The 19,198-nt window shown below is 71.5% G+C and carries 20 protein-coding genes; 7 read left to right on the forward strand and 13 right to left on the reverse strand.

Going from position 1 to position 19,198, the window contains the following annotated elements; genetic code table 11:
- Window positions 1-274 precede the first annotated feature (274 nt).
- A complete protein-coding gene (locus ABZ642_RS25640) occupies window positions 275-1,090 on the reverse strand; it encodes a class I SAM-dependent methyltransferase (protein ID WP_360488602.1) in 816 nt (271 codons plus the stop codon).
- A gap of 651 nt (window positions 1,091-1,741) precedes the next feature.
- Here ABZ642_RS25640 and ABZ642_RS25645 point away from each other — a divergent pair.
- Window positions 1,742-2,491: an SDR family oxidoreductase gene (locus tag ABZ642_RS25645; RefSeq protein WP_360488466.1), complete on the forward strand. Its 750-nt coding sequence runs from the start codon at window positions 1,742-1,744 to the stop codon at window positions 2,489-2,491.
- Between the two features lie 143 nt (window positions 2,492-2,634).
- On the forward strand, window positions 2,635-3,330 hold the full coding sequence (locus ABZ642_RS25650) for a TetR family transcriptional regulator C-terminal domain-containing protein (protein WP_360488469.1): 696 nt from the start codon (window positions 2,635-2,637) through the stop codon (window positions 3,328-3,330).
- Here ABZ642_RS25650 and ABZ642_RS25655 read toward each other — a convergent pair.
- The 6 genes from ABZ642_RS25655 to ABZ642_RS25680 all read right to left on the reverse strand — a co-directional run bounded on the left by ABZ642_RS25655 (window position 3,309) and on the right by ABZ642_RS25680 (window position 8,643).
- Window positions 3,309-3,641: an MmcQ/YjbR family DNA-binding protein gene (locus tag ABZ642_RS25655; RefSeq protein ID WP_360488472.1), complete on the reverse strand. Its 333-nt coding sequence runs from the start codon at window positions 3,639-3,641 to the stop codon at window positions 3,309-3,311. The two genes, ABZ642_RS25650 and ABZ642_RS25655, sit on opposite strands and share 22 nt — an antisense overlap.
- A 50-nt stretch (window positions 3,642-3,691) precedes the next feature.
- Entirely contained in the window at window positions 3,692-4,696 is a 1,005-nt protein-coding gene (locus tag ABZ642_RS25660; RefSeq protein ID WP_360488475.1) for a zinc-binding dehydrogenase, read from the reverse strand.
- Between the two features lie 45 nt (window positions 4,697-4,741).
- Entirely contained in the window at window positions 4,742-5,359 is a 618-nt protein-coding gene (locus tag ABZ642_RS25665; RefSeq protein ID WP_360488478.1) for an NAD(P)-binding domain-containing protein, read from the reverse strand.
- A gap of 117 nt (window positions 5,360-5,476) precedes the next feature.
- Window positions 5,477-6,451, reverse strand: a complete 975-nt coding sequence (locus tag ABZ642_RS25670; RefSeq protein ID WP_360488481.1) for a zinc-dependent alcohol dehydrogenase family protein — start codon at window positions 6,449-6,451, stop codon at window positions 5,477-5,479.
- A gap of 309 nt (window positions 6,452-6,760) precedes the next feature.
- Window positions 6,761-7,411, reverse strand: coding sequence for an HAD-IA family hydrolase (locus tag ABZ642_RS25675; RefSeq protein ID WP_360488605.1), 651 nt, complete (start codon window positions 7,409-7,411; stop codon window positions 6,761-6,763).
- A 32-nt stretch (window positions 7,412-7,443) separates the two neighbouring features.
- Window positions 7,444-8,643 carry an MFS transporter gene (locus tag ABZ642_RS25680; protein ID WP_360488483.1) on the reverse strand — a complete coding sequence of 400 codons (1,200 nt, stop codon included), beginning with the start codon at window positions 8,641-8,643 and terminating at the stop codon, window positions 7,444-7,446.
- Window positions 8,644-8,732: 89 nt separating this feature from the next.
- On the opposite strand from ABZ642_RS25680, the gene ABZ642_RS25685 reads away from it, so the two are divergent.
- Together ABZ642_RS25685 and ABZ642_RS25690 are read left to right on the forward strand one after the other, a co-directional pair.
- Window positions 8,733-9,494, forward strand: coding sequence for a DeoR/GlpR family DNA-binding transcription regulator (locus ABZ642_RS25685; RefSeq protein WP_360488486.1), 762 nt, complete (start codon window positions 8,733-8,735; stop codon window positions 9,492-9,494).
- 243 nt (window positions 9,495-9,737) lie between these two features.
- On the forward strand, window positions 9,738-10,478 hold the full coding sequence (locus ABZ642_RS25690; RefSeq protein ID WP_360488489.1) for an MFS transporter: 741 nt from the start codon (window positions 9,738-9,740) through the stop codon (window positions 10,476-10,478).
- A gap of 183 nt (window positions 10,479-10,661) precedes the next feature.
- Here ABZ642_RS25690 and ABZ642_RS25695 read toward each other — a convergent pair whose 3' ends face one another.
- Window positions 10,662-11,588: a helix-turn-helix transcriptional regulator gene (locus tag ABZ642_RS25695; RefSeq protein WP_360488492.1), complete on the reverse strand. Its 927-nt coding sequence runs from the start codon at window positions 11,586-11,588 to the stop codon at window positions 10,662-10,664.
- A gap of 135 nt (window positions 11,589-11,723) precedes the next feature.
- Here ABZ642_RS25695 and ABZ642_RS25700 point away from each other — a divergent pair, with 135 nt between their 5' ends.
- Complete coding sequence (locus ABZ642_RS25700; protein ID WP_360488494.1) at window positions 11,724-12,419, forward strand: SDR family NAD(P)-dependent oxidoreductase; 696 nt, start codon at window positions 11,724-11,726, stop codon at window positions 12,417-12,419.
- Window positions 12,420-12,791: 372 nt separating this feature from the next.
- Window positions 12,792-14,171 carry a DEAD/DEAH box helicase gene (locus ABZ642_RS25705; protein ID WP_360488608.1) on the forward strand — a complete coding sequence of 460 codons (1,380 nt, stop codon included), beginning with the start codon at window positions 12,792-12,794 and terminating at the stop codon, window positions 14,169-14,171.
- A gap of 193 nt (window positions 14,172-14,364) precedes the next feature.
- Here ABZ642_RS25705 and ABZ642_RS25710 read toward each other — a convergent pair whose 3' ends face one another.
- The gene (locus ABZ642_RS25710; protein WP_360488497.1) at window positions 14,365-14,538 is read right to left on the reverse strand and encodes a hypothetical protein; all 174 of its coding nucleotides are present in this window, start codon (window positions 14,536-14,538) and stop codon (window positions 14,365-14,367) included.
- A 186-nt stretch (window positions 14,539-14,724) separates the two neighbouring features.
- Window positions 14,725-14,979 carry a helix-turn-helix transcriptional regulator gene (locus ABZ642_RS25715; protein ID WP_360488500.1) on the reverse strand — a complete coding sequence of 85 codons (255 nt, stop codon included), beginning with the start codon at window positions 14,977-14,979 and terminating at the stop codon, window positions 14,725-14,727.
- 374 nt (window positions 14,980-15,353) lie between these two features.
- Between ABZ642_RS25715 and ABZ642_RS25720 the strand changes: the two genes are divergently transcribed.
- Window positions 15,354-16,253, forward strand: a complete 900-nt coding sequence (locus ABZ642_RS25720; protein WP_360488503.1) for an alpha/beta hydrolase — start codon at window positions 15,354-15,356, stop codon at window positions 16,251-16,253.
- A 15-nt stretch (window positions 16,254-16,268) separates the two neighbouring features.
- Here the strand turns inward: ABZ642_RS25720 and ABZ642_RS25725 are convergent, their stop codons facing one another.
- Genes ABZ642_RS25725 through ABZ642_RS25735 form a run of 3 tightly spaced genes read right to left on the reverse strand, consistent with a single transcriptional unit; the run spans window position 16,269 to window position 19,173 of the window.
- Window positions 16,269-16,739 (reverse strand): phosphopantetheine-binding protein, encoded by a 471-nt coding sequence (locus tag ABZ642_RS25725; RefSeq protein WP_360488506.1) that lies wholly within the window; start codon window positions 16,737-16,739, stop codon window positions 16,269-16,271.
- A gap of 53 nt (window positions 16,740-16,792) precedes the next feature.
- The gene (locus ABZ642_RS25730; RefSeq protein ID WP_360488509.1) at window positions 16,793-17,788 is read right to left on the reverse strand and encodes a macrolide 2'-phosphotransferase; all 996 of its coding nucleotides are present in this window, start codon (window positions 17,786-17,788) and stop codon (window positions 16,793-16,795) included.
- Window positions 17,785-19,173 carry an MFS transporter gene (locus ABZ642_RS25735; RefSeq protein WP_360488512.1) on the reverse strand — a complete coding sequence of 463 codons (1,389 nt, stop codon included), beginning with the start codon at window positions 19,171-19,173 and terminating at the stop codon, window positions 17,785-17,787. The genes ABZ642_RS25730 and ABZ642_RS25735 overlap by 4 nt, the downstream gene beginning before the upstream one ends.
- Window positions 19,174-19,198: the final 25 nt, after the last annotated feature.

Below are 19,198 nucleotides of genomic sequence, written 5' to 3' on the forward strand. Positions count from 1 at the left end.
ACACCGTGGCCGCCCGGCCTGCTCCCGGACGCCACCGACGTCGACGCCTTCAACGCCGCCTACCGGCGGCCCAAGCGGAAGCACCAGGTGTTCGTCGCCGTCGAGGAGCAGGGCCGGCAGTGGACGGTGCAGGCCGACACACTCACCGCGGGCCAGGCCGCGCAGCCAGTGCGACCACACCGAGGTCGTCCGTTCGAGGTCGAGGTGGGACATCCAGTTGGCCGCCTTGCGCAGGGGCGGCCCCGTGCCCACATCTGGGGAACCGGGAGGCGCTCTACCGGCGGACCGCCGAGATCAGTCCGCCGGGCCGCTCCTCGCGCTGCGGCGGGGTGCTGATCGGGCGGCCGTAGGCGGCAGCGCGCTCGCGCAGGGTGTGGCTGTCGGCCTCCCAGCCGTGCCCGGCCAGCCAGCCCACCGGGTCGTCGGGCATCTCCGAGACCCACATGGAGGCCGCCGATCCCGGCACGGCGTCCGCGCCGAAGCGCTCGATCACGCCGCGCGAGCCCAACGTCAGCCCCATCCGGCTGCCTGCCGCCGACTGCGCGCTGATCCGGGCCAGCAGCAGCTCCACCGCATCCTCGGGCAGATAGATCAGCAGTCCTTCGGCGATCCACACGGTCGGCACCGCCGGGTCGTGTCCTGCGGCGGCCAGCGCGCCTGGCCAGTCCTCACGCAGATCCACCGCGACGGTGATCCGCTCACAGCGCGCGACGGCCCGCTCCTGGCGCAGCACCGAAGCCTTGAAGTCCAGCGGCGCGGCGGTGTCGACCTCGAACAGCCGGGTGCCCTCGGGCCACTCCATCCGGAAGGCCCGGCTGTCCATGCCGGCGCCGAGCAGCACGACCTGCCGGACCCCGGACACGGAGGCCTGCTGCAACAGGTCGTCGAGGAACTTCGTCCTGATGGCGATGGAGAACGACACGGCCAGCCGGCGGCGTCGTGCGGCCTCGTCATCGGGCAGCGGCGGCGAGGAGGGCCACATGCCTCCGGCGGCGGCGAAGGCCTGTGCCAGTGGGTCGCGGAACAGCGCGTTCTCCCGCTCGGTCTCCAGCGCCCGCACCCTGGCCACCCCCACCGCCGTGGCCCACACTCCCGACGGCTGCACCCACTCCTGCTCATCAGTCACCGCGCCAGCCTAGAAGATCGATTCCAACGGGCCTGATGAGGGGAGCCAGCTTCATGCGCGGCCGGCCAGTCGTGCGCGCACTGACCGCCTACGACCACTAAAGCCACCGTTAGGCGAGAGAAGATCAACTGGCCCCGGATCAGAGGCAGGCGTCCCCATCACAGCTAGACCGGAGACGAGCCGAAGCCGGGCCAGAGTCGCCACTTGCCTCCGCTCGCCTCTGCAACCCGACCTAGCAGGTCACAGCCTCATTGCCCCCGCACAGGCGCAGTTCAGAAAATGTGCTAGCTGTACCACTGGTTCCTGGCGAACGCGGTGATGTGTGGCATGAGAGGGGTCCCGTCATCGTCGACGTCGTCCGCTTGCTGCCGGTCGCGTGGTATTCAGTTCGCTTCATCGCTCCGGAGGTCGACACTCCGCAGGCGAGTACCCCTCCGGTTGCAGCACCCCGCCGAGGATTCTTTACTCATAGGTACAGATCTGACCGAACCATGCGGCCCGTGAGACAGGACGCCGGAGGACTCCGCCGTCGGTGAGGGCGTAGTTGCCGCGTGCCGGTGCGCCGGGCCTTCAGCCGGTCTCTGGTCGAGTCGCCACAAGGGAGATGTGGACATCATGGGACAGCTTGATGGGAAGATCAGCCTGGTGACCGGCGGCTCGACCGGGATCGGTCTGGCCATAGCGCGTCGGTTCGTCGCCGAGGGCGCCACCGTGTACCTCACAGGGCGACGCAAACCCGAACTCGACGCGGCTGTGGAAGCCCTCGGGGGACGGGCCATCGGCGTACAGAGTGATGTCTCGGATCTCGACGCTCTGGATGAGCTGTTCGCGATCATCCAGGGAGGCAGCGGACGGCTGGACGTCGTCGTCGCCAACGCCGGCGGCGGCGGGCTGGCGCGACTGGAGGAGATCACCGAGGAGCAGTACCGTTCGACCTTCGACATCAACGTCAAGGGGACGATCTTCACGGTCCAGAAGGCACTCCCGTTGCTGCCGGACGGGGCCTCGGTCATCGTGCTCTCGTCCACCAACGCGTCGATGGGCGTCCAGGCCATGACGGTCTACAGCGCCACCAAGGCGGCCATCCGCAACCTGGCCCGCACCTGGGCCGCCGAACTCGCGGGGCGCGGCATCCGGGTCAACGCCCTCAGCCCGGGACCGATAGAGACCCCGGGCATCCGCGGTCTGGGCAGCCCGGCAAAGGGCGAACAGCAGCTGGCGGACCGTCTCGCCGACGAGATTCCCCTCGGCAGGATCGGACGCCCCGACGAAGTCGCCGCCACGGCCGTCTTCCTCGCCTCGGACCAGAGCTCCTTCACCACGGGGGCCGAACTCTTCGTCGACGGCGGCCTGGTCCAGGTCTGAATACGGCCGCCACATGTCAGCGTGGCCGCGATGCGAGGCCGGAAGACGGCTTGGCCCGCTGCCGGCGGAGGTTTCTCACGGGGCAGGTTCGTACCGCCCTGTCTTCGCCCCGTAATGCCCCGTACGCGGCGTACAGTTTTCGCATGGCCCGGCCTCGGCAGTTTGACGACGAGGAAGTTGTTCGGGCTGCTCGCGACCAGTTCTGGTCCCACGGTTACGACCGCACCTCCATCGACGATCTGAGCGCCGTCACGGGCTTGGGACGCGGAAGCCTGTACGGGGCCTTCGGAGACAAACACGCCCTGTTCCTGCGGGCTCTGGACACCTACAACAGTGACGCGATCGGAGCCTGGCGTTCGGCTCTGCGCGGCCCGGGACCGGCCCTCCCACAGCTTGAGCGCTTTGTGTGCGACGTCGCCGAAGCGATCAGCAGGGACGTGGCACGGCGCGGCTGCATGATGGCCAGGAGCGCCACGGAACTCGCCGCAGTCGACAAGACCGTCGCCGAGCGGATTGCTGCGACTGTCCGCGGAATGCACAGCGAGCTGGCGGACTGCCTCGCCCGGGCCCAGGAGGAGGGCTCGCTGGATGCCGAGGCGGACACGGACGGGCTCGCGAGCCTTCTCCTTGCTGTGCTGCGGGGACTGGAGGCCCTGGGCAGGGCGGGAGCCGCAGCGGAGGTTGTCATCGGGGCTGCCGAGCAGGCCTTGACCCTTCTTCCCCGCGTGTCCACGAGCGATCCGGCGCCGGATCGGCTGGAGGACCGCTCGGCGCCGTCACCCAGCACCGCCTCTGCCGGGTTGCCGAGACGCGGGGCTCATGGTGCGACCAGGTCGTGACTGTCCCCTATCAGCTCCCGGATCAGTTCGTCCGGGACATCGCCGGCCAACGAGATGTTGACCCAGTATCGCTTGTTCAGCTTGTACGCCGGGTGCACCGCCTCGAAGCGGTTCCGCAATTCGGTGACCCGCTCCGGATCGGCCTTGACCGTCACCTGGTCGTCCGGGAACTCATGGCCACTGAGGATGGCGAACACCTTGTTGTTCGCCGCCGTCTTGAACACCACGCGGTCCGGGGCGAACGGACGCGACTCGCTCACTCCGGCGAAAGAGAGCGCCAGCTCCCGGACGTCGTCCACGTTCATTGCCATCTCGCTTCCCTAACTGAAGTTGCAGGACTCCGCCCTGGTAGCAGCGGCTGTCAGGGGCGGATGAGGATGGTGCCGACCTTGCCGGGCTGCACCACGTGCTTCACGGCGGTGGCCAGCTCGCCGAGGTCGTATGTAGCGGCCACGTCGAACTGGTCCTTGAACGCCAGCGCGATCAGCGTCGCGGCGACCGCGTCCGATGCCCGCCTCTCGGCGGATGCCTCCCACAGCCACCGGCCCAGGTTCGCGCCCCGCACCGTCAACGACTGGTAGAGCAGCGTCGACGCATGCACCGAGATCGGCTCCCCGGCGAGTTCCCCGTAGACGACCAGCCTGCCGCCCGGCGCCAACAGGTCCAGAAGGCTTTCCGTCAGCTGCCCGCCGACAGGGTCGAAGGCCACACTGAGCGGGCGGCCGCCGGCTGCCGTGCGGACCTCGTCGGCCCAGCCCGGATTCTCCGTCGCCACGACCGGGACGTCCGGGAACCGCTTGCGCAGCTCGGCGGCACCGCGGTCGCTGCGGACGACGTTGACCAGGCCCACGTTGTGGTACTGCATCACGCCCGTCACCAGCCGCCCGACCGACGAGCCGGCGGCGGCCTGCACCACATAGCCGTCGTATCCCAAGGCCACGTGCTGCTCCGCCTCACGGCGCAGCATCACCGCGGTGAGCGGGTTCGTCAGCATCTGCGCGGCGACCTCGTCCGACAGCTCATCAGGCACGGGGACGACGGTCCCGGCGTCCGCCAGGATCCACTGTGACCATCCCCCCGGCAGGGGAAAGACCGTTACCCGGCCGCCGACCTCGACGCCCTGAGCCACGCGCGTATCCGGGCCGATGGCCTCCACCACGCCGGTGGCCTCGACACCGACCGGAACCGGCTCAGGTGCCGTCCCGGGGTAGGCCTCCACGGCCAGGAGATCACCACGGTGAACGGGGAAGGCCGTGGTGCGGATGAGGACCTGACCGTGCACGGGTGCTTCCGGTTCGGGCTCCTCGATGACGGTCAGGACGTCGGCGGGCGACCCGCCGCGGGTGTAGACGACACGACGGTTCATGATCGTCCTCCTGTGCGCTGGTGTGCATGGGGCTTGGCCGGGGCGTCAGCCGACGTCCATGAGCAGCAGGTGCTTCGCGCTGAGTGCTCCGTCCAGCTGCATCAGCCGGCCTCCCTCCCGTAGCCCGCCGAGGTCCAGGGCGGCGAATCCGAATTCGTCGAGCAAGCCCGCCACGGCCGCCTTCGCGTCGGCGTCGTCGCCCGCGTAGAAGACCACCTGGCGGCCTTCCGCGTGCTGGGGGTCCGCGGCGATGAACGCGGCGAACACGCTGTTGAACGCCTTCACGATCCGCGCTCCGGGAAGGCGCTCGGCGACCCATTCGCTGCCCGTGAGGTCGCCGACGTCGTACCGGCCCCTCCAGGGGTTGGCCGCCGCGAACTGATTCGTCGTGTCGACGACCGTCTTCCCGGACCAGTCGGTGAGGCCGGTCAGGTCCGGCACCGCGGAGAACGGCACCGCGAGGAAGACGAGGTCCGGCCGCGCCGCCTCCTCGGCCGTCACCGCGTGGGCCTTCGGCCCCAACTGCTCCACGACTGCCTTGAGTGTCTCCGGGCCCCGGCTGTTGCCGATGAGTACCTCATGTCCGTGACGGACGGCCTTGTCGGCGACGGCCCGGCCGATCTCTCCCGCGCCGAGAATGCCAATGGTGCTCTGTGCGGCCATGCTGCCCACCCAATCGTGTGTCGGGGGTCGTGCCGGCGCTCCGGCGGCGGCTGTGTGGTCGGCTCCGGCCGCTTCCTGCCGGGATGGTCCCGGCCTCGGCGGCAGGTGCGGCGGCGCCTACGCGCGATGCGGGTTGAAGTCCAGGAGGACCTTGCCCTTCTCCCGGAAATGCGCGAGTGCCTCGGGAAAATCCGCTGCCCTGTAGACGGGAGCGGAGGGCAGGACGAGTCTGCCCTCGGAGACCAGCCGCGCGGACTCCGCGTTCAGAGCCGGAAGCCGGGGAAGGAACTCGTCCTGGTACATCCAGAATTCCGTCGTGGTGATGTTCTTCGTCCTCAACACGTCAGGATCGGGCGTGAACGGCAGGCCGCTCACATACCCGTAGATGGCCAGCAGGGCGCCGTCGGTCAGCACGTCGAGCAACAGTGCGGTCGCCGCACCGCTGACACCGTCGAGACCGAGCAGCACGGGATCGGAGCCGATGACTTCCCGCACACGCGCGCCGGCGTCCGCCGAGTCGACCACCACGATGTCGGCGCCAAGATCGCGGAGTTCGCCCACGAGTTCCACGCGTCGCACGATGTTGATCGTGCGCAGCCCTCGTTCCTTGGCGAACACGATGACAGACCGGCCCACTCCGCTGTTGGCCGCGTTCTGCACCACCCAGGAACCGGCCGCCAGGTCACGCAGGCCGACCAGGAGCCCCGCGCTGACGGGATTGATGGCGAGCATCGCCGCCTGTTCCAGACTGATGGACTTGTCCACGACGGTCAGGTCCGCTGCCTCGGCCACCACCTGCTCGGACCAGGAAAAGACGCCGAAGGGAAGCAGGACCCTCTCGCCGGGGCTGACCTCCCCGACACCGGGCCCTACCGACACGACCGTCCCGACGCCCTCGTTTCCGATGGCCGTCGGCAGCTCGGGGCGTACGGGGTAGACACCTTGCGCCAGGAGAAGGTCGTGGTGGTCGAGCGGGGCGTACTCGACCTGGACCAGCGCCTGTCCGGCGGTGGGAGCCGGGGGCTCCGGCACCTCCACCACCTTCAGGCTCTTCTCCGGCTCCCCGAACCGGGTGAGGTGAATGGCGAGCATGGGACACGACTCCTCGCTTCGTCGTTTCTCGAAAATCGAGGGCGATTCGAGACACTGCTCTGGATGCCGACGACCCGGTTCCCGAGGGTTTCCACGGCGGTATCCAGCTCGGTTCTGCTCCGGCCCGACCCGCGGAGAGCACGGCACGCCGACACGCGGCCATTCATGCCCGTCCACCTTGTGACGCCTCGTCGATGACGGAATGCTCCGCCACGAGGCCTCACGGACCGCACGCTTCGGTGAGATTTGTACCTACTAGTAAAGAACCCGAACCGGGTCACTGCAACCGGAGAGCAGCGGGTCCAGGAGTCAGGTGGTGACGGATGTGTCGTTCCGCGTGAGTCCTCGAGACCGCAACCAGGTGTCGACGACGGCCGCCAGCTCGTCGCGAGCGGTGAAGACGTGTCCGTCCATCCCCGTGGCCCGCGCGGCGCGTACGTTCTCCTCGCGGTCGTCGACGAAGAGGAAGTCGGCCGGTGCGGCCCGCATGGCGACGACGCAGTGATGGAAGGCTGCCGGGGCCGGCTTCGCCGCTTTGATCTTCCCGGAGAAGGCGACGTGGTCCAGATGGCGCAGCCAGGGCTGCGCGGCGAGGAACGCGTCCGCGTGGTCCGAGGGGATGTTGGACAGCAGGGCGACCTCGGCGACGTCGCGGAGGGACCGGGCGTAGGCGACCATCCCGTCGTCGACGCGTGACCAGCTGTCGATGTCGGTGAGGCGCAGTTCCTCGATGGTGTCGGCGTCGACGGACAGGGACAGCCGGCGCAGTACCGCGGTCCAGTATTCGGGCGCGGACTGCCGACCGGCGTCGTAGGGCGGGCGGCAGTCCCAGTAGGCCGTGGTGAAGGCGTCGGCGGATGTGTGACAGCGGGCGGCCATCTTTCCCAGGGCGCCCGGGCGTTGATGGCGGGCGATGACCCCGAAGAGGTCGAACAGCACGATGCCGCGGTCGGTGGACATCATCGTGGTTTCCTCCGGATCCCGAGGGGTGTTCAGCGGCTGCTTGCCGCCATCTCGCGCGTGCGGTCGGATCCGGTCCGCAGGATCCCGGCCGCCACGGCGGTGGTCGCACACAGCAGGATCAGCAGTACGAAGGCGTGGTTCAGGGCGACGAGGTGGGTCAGCCAGCCGATGACCGCGGGGCCGGCGAGCATCCCGACATAGCCGAACCCGGCGACGCGGGAGACATTGGCCCCCGCGGCGGAGGGGTCGGCATGCCCTGCCGCGCTGAACAACTGCGGGACACAGCCGGACAGCCCCAGACCGAACAGCGCCCACCCCGCGAACGCGGCCCAGATCCACGGGGAGACGGTCACGATCGTGCTGCCGACGGCAGCCGTCGCCGCGCCGTACCGCAGGATCGCCATGGACCCGAACCGGGCGACGAGGCGGTCGGCGAGCAGCCGGCCGATGGTCATCGCCGCCGCGAAGGTGCCGTATGCGAAGGCGGCGGTGCTCGCGGGTGCGCCGAGGACGTCCTTCAGGTGCAGCGCGCTCCAGTCGTTGGCGGCTCCCTCGCACAGCATGACCATGAGAGCCAGGGCGGCGAGGATCCAGATGCGCCCGCTGGTGGCGCGGCGCCCGGCGGCCGGCGCCTGCTCGGTCTCCCGTGCGCCGGTGTCGGCAGCGGTGGGTGCGGTCGGCAGCAGGGCACGTGCCGACACCAGGGCGATCGCGATGCCGAGGGCTCCCATGGCGGCCATGCCCGCGGCCGGGCTCAGGCCGGCGCTCGCGGTGGCCGCTCCGACGAGCGCGGCGAGGACGCCGCCGACCGAGAACGTGGCGTGGAAGGCCGACATGACGGGCCGGCCGTACGCCTTCTCCACGTGCACGGCGTGCGCGTTCATGCTCACGTCCAGGCAGCCGTTGCAGAATCCGAAGACCAACAGGGCAGCTGCCAGCGTCCACGGCTCCCGGGGGAGACCCGGCAGCACCAGGGCCGCGCTGCACAGCACGCCGGTGGCGGGAACGACGATGCGCGCCCCGAGAGCGTCGGTCAGACGCCCGGCCACCTGCATACCGATGAAGGCTCCCAGCCCCAGCAGCACCAGCAGTCCCCCGAGCGTCGCGTGGCTGATGCCCACGCGTTCCTCGACGGCGGGGATGTTCACCACCCAGGTGCCCATCAGGGTTCCGCACAGGCTGAAGTAGACAAAGGTCGCTATTCGGGCGGCTCGCGGCGAATCGTTCATGACAGGCACCGTAACGAACATCGTGAGCGGTTGAATACTGTCAATTCGCACACATTGAATGTTCGTTTCGCGTGGTGTTCAATCGCGGTATGAGCACCGCAGACCGGCACGGGATGATCGCGCAGGCCGTCAGAGAGACGGGAAGGATCACGGTCCAGGAACTCGCCGAACTGACCGGCGCCTCCGAGATGACCATCCGGCGCGACCTCGACGCGCTGGCCGGGCATGGCGTCCTGGAGCGGGTCCGCGGCGGCGCGCGCACCCTCCTGCTCAGGGGCGAGGAGCCGCCCTTCGCGCTGCGTGCTCACGAGGCCGTCGACGCCAAGCGCCGCATCGCGGCCGAGGTGTCCTCGCTCATCGCCGACGGCGAGACCGTCCTCCTCGACAGCGGCACCACCTGCCTGGAGATCGCCCACCTGCTGCGCCGGCGGCCGGTCACCGTGATGCCCCTGTCCTTGCAGGCCATCCAGGTATTCGGCGAGGGCCCGGGCCCGGCCACGCTGATGGTGCCCGGCGGACAGCCACGGGCCGCCGAGGGAGCCCTCACCGGCCCCCTCACCCTCGCGTCCCTGGCGGCACTGCGCTTCGACACCGCCGTCATAGGCTGCTGCGGTCTCAGCGCGGCCCAGGGCCTGACCGCCTACGACCTCGACGACGCGGCCGTGAAGAAGGCCGGCATCGCCGCCACGCGCCGCGTCATCGTCGCCACCGACGGCAGCAAGCTCGGCCACACCGCCTACGCCTACGTCGGTCCCTCCACACTCCTGCACACCCTCGTCACCGACACCGCAGCACCCGTCGACGAGGTCACCGCGCTCGAAGGCACCGGCACCGTCGTCAAGGCCGTCTGACAAGACCATCGGCCATCGCTCGGGGACCTCGTCACGGACCTCGCCACGGATCTCGTCACGGTCGAACCAGCGCCTGGTCAGCAGCCGCGACGCGAAACGGCGGGTGCCGTCGGGCCGGCCTGTCGGCCCTGTCGACCCGATGCTTCCGCTTCGAGCCGGTCACTGCTCCGCCGCGGGCGCGGCGATCGTGGTCGGCCAGCTCGTCGGCGGCCTGCCGGTGACCGCCGACATCGCGGGCACCGGATGCCCCCGTGGAGCTGGGGCGCGCTGGTGCCGGTGCTCGCGGCGGCGACGGTCGTCGTCGAACGCCGCGCCGAGGCGGCCGGGCGGGTGCCGCTGCTGCCTCCCTCGCTGCTGCGGCTGCGGTCGATGCGGCGCGGCTTCGCGATGCACCTGCCCTTCATGCTCGCCTACGGGGCCTTCATGTTCGTGTTCGCCCTCACCGTTCAGACGGGCCTGCACAGTGGCGTGCTCGGCGGGGGTCTGGCGGTCCTCCCGCTGGCGGTCGCCTACTTCGCCGGGTCCCTCGCCGCGCCGCGCGCCATCGCCCGGTTCGACGCCCGGCGCGTCGTCGCCGTCGCCGCGGTGGCCGTCGCCCTCGGCCTCCTGGTGCTCGTCCTGGTCACTGTGACCACGTGGCCGCACACCGACTACTGGGCGTTCACACCGGGACTCGTGGTGGCAGGGGCCGGCCAGGCGCTCGTCTTCGCCTGCCTCTTCCGGCTGATCCTGCTCGACGTCCCCGAGCACCTGGTGGGGGTGGGGGGCGGTGTGGTCACCACGGTGCAACAGTCCGGCCTGGCGCTCGGGGTGGCGACGCTGGGCACGTTGTTCGTCGGGCTCGAGAGGACCGGCGTCGGCACCGCCTTCGTGGTGTCGCTCGCGGTCCAGGCCGCGATCATGCTCGCGATCGCGGCCGGCTCGCTCACCCTGCCCCACCTGCATGCGCGACCGGGACAGACCGGGGTCGCGGTCGACGTGTGACCGCCCGCGGACCGCAGGAGTGGCGTGACCCAAAACGGTTTGATCCGCCGCCGCGGCCGATCGCCGGGCATGTGCCGCTGACCAGGGGCGAACGGCGAGACGGTGGCCGATGCCGCCCAGGCCGGTCTGCTGCGCCGCGGGGGACCGACCCGACGACCGGGCCGGGCTGAGCGCGGGACGGGCTCAGCCGGCGTCGGCGACCAGCCTGGTCAGCCGCTCGACGGTGTGCGGGTCCGCGGGGAGCAGCACCTGCAGCCGGGTCGTCGAGCCGGGCGCGACCCAGGTGTTGGAGACGGTGAAGGTCATGCGACCGGTCACCGGGTTGTCGATCCGGCGCAGCACACCGGCGTCGACACCGCGGACGGAGTGCCGGTCCCACAGTTCGGCGAACTCCGACGACTCCGCGCGCAGCCGCGAGACCAGCGCCTTCCACCGGCCGTCGTCGACGTGCTCGGCCATGGCGACGCGCAGGTTCGCGACCTGGCGAGCCGCGGCCTGCTCCCAGTCGACGACGCGCTCGCGCCAGCGAGGCTCGGTGAAGGTGAGCCAGACGCAGTTGCGCTGTGCGATCGGCACCTCGTCGAGGTCGGTGATCAGCAGGCGCATCGCGCTGTTGTAGGCGAGCAGGTCGAACTTGCCGTTCTGGACGCAGGCGGGGTACGGGTCGAGCTTGTCCAGCACGGCGTGCAACTCGGCGCTCACGGCGTTGCACTCCGTGACCACGGCGTCGTCCGCGGCACCGGCGAGCCGGTAGAGGTGGTGGCGCTCGTCGTGGTCCAGGCGCAGCGTGCGGGCGAGCGCGTTGAGCACCTGAGGCGAGGGGCGCACGTCGCGGGCCTGCTCCAGGGCCGTGTACCAGGTGACGCTCATCCCGGCGTGCTGAGCGACCTCCTCCCTGCGCAGACCGGGGGTGCGCCGCCGAGCGACCGCCACGATTCCGAGCTCGCCCGGTGATATGCGCTCGCGGCGACTGCGCAGGAAGACAGCAAGCTCCCGGCGCCGGACAGCCGCGCCGTCGGAGTCGCCGCGGCTCTCGGGACCGATGGCATCTCCGGAACCGGGCGACGGGACGACCGGCTCCTCGGGCCGCGGCACGGTGTACACAACCATCAGGATCCTCCGGGGGACAGCAGGCCCCTGCTCGGTTCTGGAACTAGCATCAGCAGTGACTTGATACCAGTCTTGAGGCCCGAAACGATACGGCCATCGGCCCTGTGCACCCTGCCCTGAAGGAGCGCCCCTACCGTGTCCGCCGTCACGTCCCCCTCGCCGTATCCCGCCGACGCACGCCACCTGCTCGTGATCGGTGCCGGCCCCGGCATCGGTGCCGCCACCGCCCGTCGCTTCGCCCGCGACGGCTACCGGGTGACCCTGGCCGCCCGGCATCCGGACAAGCTCCAGGAGCTCGCCGCCGACCTGCGCTCAACCGGGGCCGAGGTGGCCGTCGTGCGCGTCGACGCGGCCGACCCCGGGCAGCTGCGCGAGGCGTTGAGCTCGCTCTACGCGGCCCCGAACCCGCCCGGCGTCGTGCTGTACAACGTTGCCCGGCTGACGCCCGACGACCTCCTGTCGGCCACGCCCGAGGACCTGCTGAGCGCCTACACCGTCGACGTCGTCGGCGGGGTGGTGGCCGCCCAGGTCGCGGTGCCGGCCATGCAAGCCTCCGGCGGGGGCACGTTGCTGTTCACCGGTGGCGGTCTGGCCGACCGGCCGCAGCCGAGCGTCGCCACGTTGTCCCTGGGCAAGCTGGGGTTGCGAGGGGTCGCGAACCTGCTGGGCACCCAGCTGGCCGACGACGGCATTCGGGTCCTCACCCTCACGGTCAACGGGGCGGTCGAGCCGGGCACCCCGTTCGACCCCGAGCACATCGCCGAGCGGTACCGGCAGGCGATCGACGACGCCAAGCCGGGTTTCGTCGACGAGCATTTCAACGGGGCCTGAGCCGGCGCCGTTGTCACGGCAGCCCTCATCCGCCGGCACAGCGTGTCCGACAAATGATCGTCCGGCTGGTTCGCGGAGCCGGAGGACCGGGGAGGCCAGGACGTCCTCGCCACGGTGACGAGCCCGGCACGGTAGCGGTCGGCGGGTCTGTCGAAGCGGGTGGCGATCGCTCCGAACGGGCGCGGCCGTGGGACGCCCGGCCGGTGGGCCCCGTGCTAGCGTGGGGCGTTTGCAGCGTCGCTGTGTCGGTGCCCGGTCCGTGGCCCCCGGCCCGTGGCCGCGTCCCCGCCGCGCCTTCCTCGGTACGGTCCCTTCGGAGGAAGGCTTTCTGTGAGCGAATCAGCACGCGCCGACGCCCGGCGGCAGGATGAGGTGCCCGAGGCGTCGGGCGCCACCGCGGCTCTGCCCCCGGCGGCGTCCTTCGCGGAGCTGGGGCTGCCGGCCGAGATCCTGCGGGCGCTCGACGAGCACGGCGTGAGGGTGCCCTTCCCCATCCAGGCGGCGGCACTGCCGAACGCGCTCGCGGGACGGGACGTCCTGGGCCGGGGCCGCACCGGATCCGGCAAGACGCTCGCCTTCGGCCTGGGGATGCTCGCCCGGACGGCCGGGCGGCGCGCGCAGCCCAAGGAGCCGCTGGCGCTCGTTCTGGTGCCCACCAGGGAGCTGGCGCAGCAGGTCGGTGAGGTGCTCACCCCGTACGCCGAGGCACTACGGCTGCGGCTGGCGACCGTGGTGGGCGGAGTGTCCATCGGACGGCAGGCGGCCGTGCTGCGGGACGGCGCCGAGATCGTCGTCGCCACGCCCGGCCGACTGCACGACCTCATCGACCGCAAGGGATGCCGGCTGGGACAGGTGCGCATCACGGTCCTGGACGAGGCCGACCAGATGTGTGACATGGGGTTCCTGCCGCAGGTCACCGAAGCCCTGGACCAGGTGCGCCCCGGCGGGCAGCGGATGCTGTTCTCCGCCACCCTCGACCGCGATGTCGACCAGTTGGTGCGGGACTACCTGCGCGACCCCGCCGTCCACTCCGTGGACCCCGCGTCCGGCGCGGTCTCCGCGATCGAACACCACGTCTTCGTCGTGCACGGCCCGGACCGGTACGCCGTGACAACGGAGATCGCCGCCCGGGACGGCCGCGTCCTGCTGTTCCTGGACACCAAGCACGGCGTCGACCAGCTCACGAGGCATCTGCGGGCCAGCGGGGTGGCGGCCGCCGCCCTGCACAGCGGGAAGTCCCAGCCGCAGCGCACCCGGACCCTGGCCCAGTTCAAGAACGGGCAGGTCACCGCGCTGGTGGCGACGAACGTCGCGGCACGCGGCCTGCACGTCGACGACCTCGACCTCGTGGTCAACGTCGACCCGGCCACCGACCCGAAGGACTATCTGCACCGCGCGGGCCGCACGGCCCGGGCCGGCCGCTCCGGCACCGTCGTGACACTCGCCCTGTCGGGACAGCGCCGCGAGACGAGCCAGGTCATGTCGGACGCCGACGTCGCCCCCAAGGTCACCAAAGTGCGGTCCGGCGAGGCGGAGCTGAGCCGGATCACCGGCGCCAAGGCCCCCTCCGGAAAGCCTCTCGACGGCGGGCCGGCCGTACCGCGCCCCAAGAACCACAACGCCCCGTTCCGCGGCCTGGGCAGCACCAAGGACGCGAAGGGCGGCTCCGGTGGCAGGCCGTCCCGCAAGAGCAGCGAGGCCCGCAAGCTCGCGGAGGCCCGCGAGGCGGCCCGGGTGCGGCGCGGCGGCTGAGCCCCACCTCCCGGACTGCCGGGCTGCGTCCTGTACGGGTGACCGTGCGCGGGGGGCGGCGCGCAGGCGACGGCGAAGGGCGCGGACCTGCCACGTCCGCCGTGGGCGCGGACGGGTGTGAACGCAAAGGCCCGGTCGCGCCGCGGCGGGGGAGTCCGCGGCGTGACCGGGCCCGTGAGCTGTCCTGGTGTGGTCAGCCGCCCCAGGACGTGTCGTCACAGCGGGTTTGGGGGATGCAGCCCGCCGTCGTGACGGACTGCGGCCGTACGGTCTCCGTGTGCTGGGCGAACCCCAGGAAACCGAATGCCACAAGGGCGGTGACCGCCGCACAGATCCGGATTCGCTGTGCGCAGATCAGACGCTTCATCACAAATCTCCTGTACTGGTGCCTCGTTGCCCGTGCTTCGTTCTTCTTCGAGTGGCGCTGCGGTGCCGGGGCGCACCGTCGTACCGAATCCCCCGTGATCTTGGACGGCAACGGAACGGTCTCTGTTGCTCCGTGATCGGGTTCCGGCCTCGGTGGGATGCCGAAGCGGCCGAAAGGACGCGCTGTTCAGTCGTGGTGGGTCGGCTCGGGTGCCGAGCCGGCCGAGCCGGCCATGAGCGGCAGGGCGCACATCAGCAACTGCATGCGGTTGCGCGCGCCGGTCTTCGCCCGGATGCGCCGGATGTAGGTGTCCACGGTGTGCCGGCTGAGTGCCATGCGCTGGGCTATCGCGTCGTACGTCAGCCCGTCCGCCATGTGCACGAGCACCTGTCGCTCCCGTCGGCTCAGTGGCGCGGCCGGGGCGGTGACAGCGTGGTCCATTCGCTTGCAGCCCTCCTGGTCGTGAGGCGAGTAGCCGTCTCCGGTGGCGCCGGACCGCGCATTCGTGGTGCGCGGTGCCGGGGGTGAGCGAGTCGGGAGAGGGATCCCGGGCGATGCCCGGAGAGCCGGGTCTGCCGGGTTCGGCCCTCCGGGAGGAAATCCTGGCCCGGGAGTGGGGCCCAGCGAGGCCGGCAGGCCGGTCATCAAGCTGTCGTGCAAGAAGAGGAGGAGGGGACATAACGGGAGAACGGTGCGAAGTGGCGATCGTGAGTCCGTCCGCACCTGGCCCCTGACCTGGGCCGCCCTAGCATGGCGGCTGGTCGGGGGCCGGCGGGGCCGGTCATCGGCGCGGGGACCGACTGCGAGGAGGGCGCGTGCGCACGCTGCCGGTGGAGGGCGCGGAGTTCGTCGTACGGGACGAGGGTGAGGGGGAGCCCGTGCTGCTCGTCGCGGGCAGCGGGGCCCCGGGGCGGGTCTGGGACCTGTACCAGGTGCCCGCGCTGCGTGCGGCCGGCTTCCGGGTCCTCAGCTTCGACCGCAGACCGGTGCGGGAGTCCTCGGAGCCGTCGGGGCTGTCGGAGCAGTCGGTGGCGCCGGTACCACCGGTGTCGTCGGAGCTGTCAGTGGTGCCGGTACCGCCGGTACCGCCGGTGTCGCCGGGGCCGCGTCGTGTCGCGGAGGAACTGTCCCAGGTGCTGCGGGAGTTGGGCATCGGTGCGTGCCGGGTCGTGGGGGCCTCGTTCGGGGGAGAGGTGGTGCAGGAACTCATGCTGGCCCGGCCGGACCTGGTGACCGGGGCCGTGCTGATGGCCACCCGCGGGCGCGGCGATCTGTCCGGCCGGGCGATGGCCGACGCGGAGCGGGAGCTGGCGGCCGAGGGGATGCGCCTGCCTCCCCGCTACGCGGCCTGGCTGCGCGCCGTGCTCAACCTCTCGCCCGCCACCTGGCGCCGTGAGGACGAGATGCTCGACTGGCTCGACCTGTTCGAGGCGGCCGAGCGCGCCGGGACGGCCCCGGCGCCGGCCCCGGTGCCGGCCGTGGCCGACGGGGAGCCGGAGGACCGGCTCCCCGCGCTCGCCCGGGTGCCCGTGCCGGTCCTGGTACTGGGCTTCCAGGACGACATCGTCGTACGGCCGCACCTGTGCGAGGAGGTCGCCGGGGCGTTGCCCCGTGGCCGGTACACGGAGATCGCGGACTGCGGGCACTACGGGTATCTGGAGCGGCCCGTGGAGGTGAACGACGCGATGCTGAAGTTCCTCACCTCCGTGTCCTGAGCCGGTTGTCGGGCGTCAGTGCCGATCGCCGGACTCGCGCAGCACCTCCCCGAGCAACCGGTGGGCGAGGGCCAGCCGGTCGGCCGCGGAGAGCCGGGCGAGCGCGGGCCACAGGACGTCGACGCCGGAGGAAGCGGCGGGCGTGGCCGCGACCTCGGCGGGAGCCGGTGCGCCCGGAGCGCTCCCGGTGGTCTGAGCGGACGGGGCGGCGGCGGCCGGTGCGGGCGCGGGTGCGGCGGGTGACTCCGAAGCCTCGGAGGCCGCGGGCGTGACGGGGGCGGCGAGCAGCTCGGCGACCGACGGGGCGGTCAGGAGGTCCTGAAGGGCGATCTCCCAGCCGTGGTCGTGCTCCAGGGAGCTGACCAGGCGGGCCGCGTCCAGTGACGAGCCGCCCAGCTCGAACCAGCCGCCGTCCAGGCCGTCCTGGCCCAGGTAGGTACGGGCCAGCTTCAGGGCCTGGGCGTGGACGTCGTCGGTCATGGTCATCGCTTCGTTCTCCTTCTAGGGCTCGGTGGAACCGGTGTGCGGGGTGGGTGTCGTCATCGGGTGGGTCGGTACGGGGCGGCGGGGCCCGGCGGTGTCATGGGCTTCCGGGCGGTGCCCGGCTCCGGCGGTGGTGCGGCGAGGCGTTCAAGGGCCACCGCGGTCAGCGGCGGTCGGTCGGTGCGTACGCCCAGCAGCCCCACGTGGGCCCAGCGGAACGAGGCACGCAGCAGGACGCGCTCCCGCAGCCCCGGCCGGATCGTGCCACCGCCGCGGCGGTACGCCGACAACAGCCGGTCGAGCAGCGGGCGGCCGCCGGCCAGGTACTGGTCGACGAAGTCCGCGGCCGGATCGTCGAAGGCGGCGTTCGTCCAGTCCAGGACCCCGGTCACCGCCTCCGAGCCGGGACCGACGAGGGTGTGTCCCGGGTGCATGTCGCCGTGGGTGAGCCGGACGCCGTGCGCCCAGTGCCGGTCGTCGTCCAGCCAGGCCCGCCAGTGCGCGTACCAGCGCTCGGGGAGCGGCACGGCGGTCCGGGCCTCTCCGAGCGTCCTCTCCAACTCCTCGCGCACCCTGCCCGGTTCACGGGGCGGGACGCCCGCGTCCACGGCCTCCTCGACCGGCACGCGGTGCAGGGCGGCGAGGGTGGCCGCGAGGGAGGTCACATAGTCCGTGCCGGGCCGGCCGGCGCCCACCGCGGGGTGCCACTCGTAGCGGAGGCCGTCCTGGTCCTCCGCCCCGGCGGGGGCGCCCCGGAGTCTGCGGTAGGCGATGAAGGCGCGGTCGGCGTGCTCCCAGCGCGGGACGGCGACCGGCAGCGCGGGGCGCACCGCCGTGAGCACGGCGGCCTCGACGGCGATCAGGTCGGCACTGCGGTTGCGGCGTGGCAGCCGGAGGATCCACTCGGTGCCGTCGGTGTCCTGGACCTCCACCACCCAGAAGTCCCAGCCCGCGTCGTTGAGGACCGCCGTCCCCGGGCGCAGGGACAGTCCGCGGATCGCCGCCGACTCCAGGGCGGTGGCGAGGACTTCACGGGGATCGGTGAGCGTCACGCGGACTCCGTCCGGTCGGTCGTGGCGGCCGTCGGCTGCCGGTCACCGGTCACCGGTTCGCGGGCCCCGCCGTCCGTCGATTCCTCGGCGTCGGCCTTCGGCTGCGGCGCCGCGCCCGGCAGGGAGCCGCCCAGGACGTATCCCTCGGGGATGTCGCGCAGGGTGCGCAGCGGTGAGCAGTAGATCCACAGGAACGACAGCGTCGTCGCGATGCCCGCGATCCACAACGTCGTTCGCGCGCCCAGGAGTTGGCCGAGGAGGCCGCCCAGTACCGCGCCGAGCGGCAGGGTGCTCCAGACCAGCAGCCGGTTGAAGGCGCTGACCCGGCCGAGCAGCCGGTCCGGGGTGATGGACTGCCGGAAGGTGACGACGATGACGTTGTAGACGACCATGCCCGTCGAGGAGACGAACAGCCCCAGGCTGACCAGGGACAGCCGCCAGCCGGTGTCCACCAGGGGCACCAGCGTGAACCCCGAGCCGGCCACCAGCGTGGCGGTCCAGATCGCCGGACCGTGCCCCAGCCGCCGGGCCACCTTCGCGGCCAGCACGCCGCCGAGCAGACCGCCGACGCCCTCGAAGGTCAGCAGCAGGCCGATCACGCCCGCGCTCAGGCCCAGTTGACCGGCGAGGAGCACCGGGATCATCGGAGTGCCCATGCTCCAGAAGAGGTTGAAGCAGGCGGTGCTGAGGGAGGTCCGCCGCAGCAGCACGTCGCCCAGGACCGCGCGCAGTCCCTCGGCGGCGTCCTTCCGCCAGGAGGCGGCCTCGCCGTCGACGCGAACGGGCACCGGCTCCCGGCCCCGGACGAGCAGCACACAGGCCGCCGACCACAGATAGCCGCCGATCGACACCAGCACCGCCACCGGCGCGGCCAGTGCCTGCACCAGGGCCCCGCCGATACCCGGGCCCGCGGCCTGGGCCACCGACTGGACGACCTGGAGCCGGGTGTTCGCGTCGATCAGCCGCTCCCGCGGCACCAGCGAGGGCACGTAACTCGCGTACCCCACCTCGAAGAAGACCGTGAGCAGCCCGAACGCGAAGGCCACGACTATGAGTTGGGAGGCGGTGAGGACGCCGGTCCACCAGGCGATCGGAATCCACAGCAGCAGCACGGCGCGGGCGGTGTCCGTGGCGAGCAGCAGCGGGCGCTTGCGCACCCGGTCCGCCCATACGCCGGCCGGGACGCTCGCCAGCAGATAGGGCAGCGACTCGGCGGCCGACAGGGCCCCCACCTCCAGCGGGGAGGCGTCCAGACTGACCACGGCCACCAGCGGCAGGGCCAGCGTCAGGATCTGCGTGCCGAATTGACTGATGCTGTCCGCGAGAAAGATCTGTCGGAAATCGCCCAGCCGCAGAATGCTGCCGACCGGAATTTGTGGGCGCATGGCGGCAATAGTGCCATGGGAAACT

The sequence above is a fragment of the Streptomyces sp. NPDC007157 genome (assembly GCF_040634235.1).
Taxonomy (GTDB): Bacteria; Actinomycetota; Actinomycetes; order Streptomycetales; family Streptomycetaceae; genus Streptomyces.